The 1766-nt window shown below is 69.8% G+C and carries 1 protein-coding gene; it reads left to right on the top strand.

What is annotated here, in order from left to right; genetic code table 11:
• Positions 1–105 precede the first annotated feature (105 nt).
• The gene (locus AB0O11_RS39305; RefSeq protein ID WP_363397416.1) at positions 106–1683 is read left to right on the top strand and encodes an ISL3 family transposase; all 1578 of its coding nucleotides are present in this window, start codon (positions 106–108) and stop codon (positions 1681–1683) included.
• The last annotated feature ends 83 nt before the right edge of the window (positions 1684–1766 follow it).

Here is a 1766-nt window from a genome sequence, read left to right as displayed (position 1 = left end):
AATTCGGCTCTGGCGAAGATCTTGTGATCGGGCCCGTGGGGCCGGAGAAGTCTGACACGATGTCAGGCGTGCAGTTCGCGGAACCTTGAGATGGTTCTTCCTCATTTGACCGGTGTTGTAGTCGAGTTCGTCCAACAGTCGACGGCCCAGATCGTCCTGCACGCCCACGCGCGGGCGGCCGGGGCAATATGTCCGCACTGCTCCAGGCTGTCGGGGCGGGTGCATGGGCGGTACGTCCGGCGACTGGCGGACGCGGCGATCGGCGGCAGAGCCGTGGTCGTCGAGCTGCTCGTGCGCCGCTTCCGCTGCCTGAACAGCGCCTGCTCAGCAGTGACGTTCGCCGAGCAGATCGAGGGACTCACCAAGCCGCACGCCCGCAAGACCCCGCTGCTGCGATCGGTCCTGATGTCCATCGCGTGCAGGCTCGCTGGCCGACCCGGCGCCCGCCTGGCCGCGATGCTGGGCATGCGCGCCGCGAAGGACACCCTGCTGCACCTGCTTCGCGCCGTGCCCGATCCTCCCCCGGCCCCGGTTCGGGTGCTGGGTGTGGACGACTTCGCGTTGCGCAGGGGCAACACGTACGCCACCGTTCTGGTGGACCTGGAGGCCCGCCGGCCGGTCGATGTGCTGCCGGGGAGGGAGGCCGAACCGTTGGCCGCGTGGCTGGCCGGGCATCCGGAGGTCGAGATCATCTGCCGGGACCGGGCCGGGGCCTACGCCGAAGGCGCCAGGACCGGCGCCCCGCAGGCGATCCAGGTCGCTGACGGATGGCACCTGTGGCGGAACGTCGCCGAGGCCGTGGAGAAGACCGTCGGCTCGCACCACGGCTGCATCCGGTCCGCGTTCGCGGCAGGTCCGGCCGCCGAGCTGGGCGCGGCGCCCGACACGACGCAGCCCTTCGACCTTCCCGACGGGGCGCGCGACTGTCTCGGCCGCCCGCGGCGCGTGGTCGCCCGCACCAAGGAACGCTACGCGGCGGTGCAGGAACGCCTGGCCGACGGCAAGTCCCTTGCTGCGATCGGCCGGGAACTGCGGCTGGACCACTCCACCGTCCGCCGCTTCGCCCGCGCCGACAGCATCGACGAACTGCTGGTCAAGGCGGCCAACCGGCAGTCCATTCTCGACGAGTACAAGCCTCACCTGCACCAACGCTGGAACGAGGGCTGTCACGACATCCCCCGCCTCCACCGCGAAGTCCAAGAACTCGGCTTCCCGGGAGACATCCAAACTGTCCGCCGCTACCTCCGCCCCGCGAAGGAGCGCGGGCTTCCCGTGGCGCCGAGGCCCGCCCCGCGACCCCGCCGCGTGGTCCGCTGGATCATGACCAACCCGGACCGGCTCCCTGCCGGCGACGCCCAGGGGCTCAAGGAGATCCGGGCCGCCTGCCCGCACCTGGACGCGGCAGCCCGGCACGTCCGGGACTTCGCCACCATGCTCCACGACCGACGCGGCGACCTGCTGCCCGACTGGATGAACCGTGTCCTCGCCGACGACCTTCCCGCACTGCACTCCCTGGTCACGGGCTTCCGCCGGGACCAGGACGCCGTCGCCGCCGGCCTGTCCAGTTCCTGGAGTTCGGGGCAGGTGGAGGGCCAGGTCACGAGAATCAAGCTGATCAAGCGCAAGGGCTACGGCCGCGCCAACCTCGACCTACTCCGCAAGCGGATACTTCTCACGGTCTAACTCTGGGAATGACGCCTACTGAAACTTCGGGCCTACCAAAATATCGATGGCTACGGCGTTCCAGCCGGGCTCATTCACGGCCA

Source organism: Kitasatospora sp. NPDC093102 (assembly GCF_040683915.1).
Taxonomy (GTDB): Bacteria; Actinomycetota; Actinomycetes; order Streptomycetales; family Streptomycetaceae; genus Kitasatospora.
The sequence above is the reverse complement of the archived record's forward strand: the minus strand, read 5'-3'. Positions and strand labels throughout refer to the sequence as shown.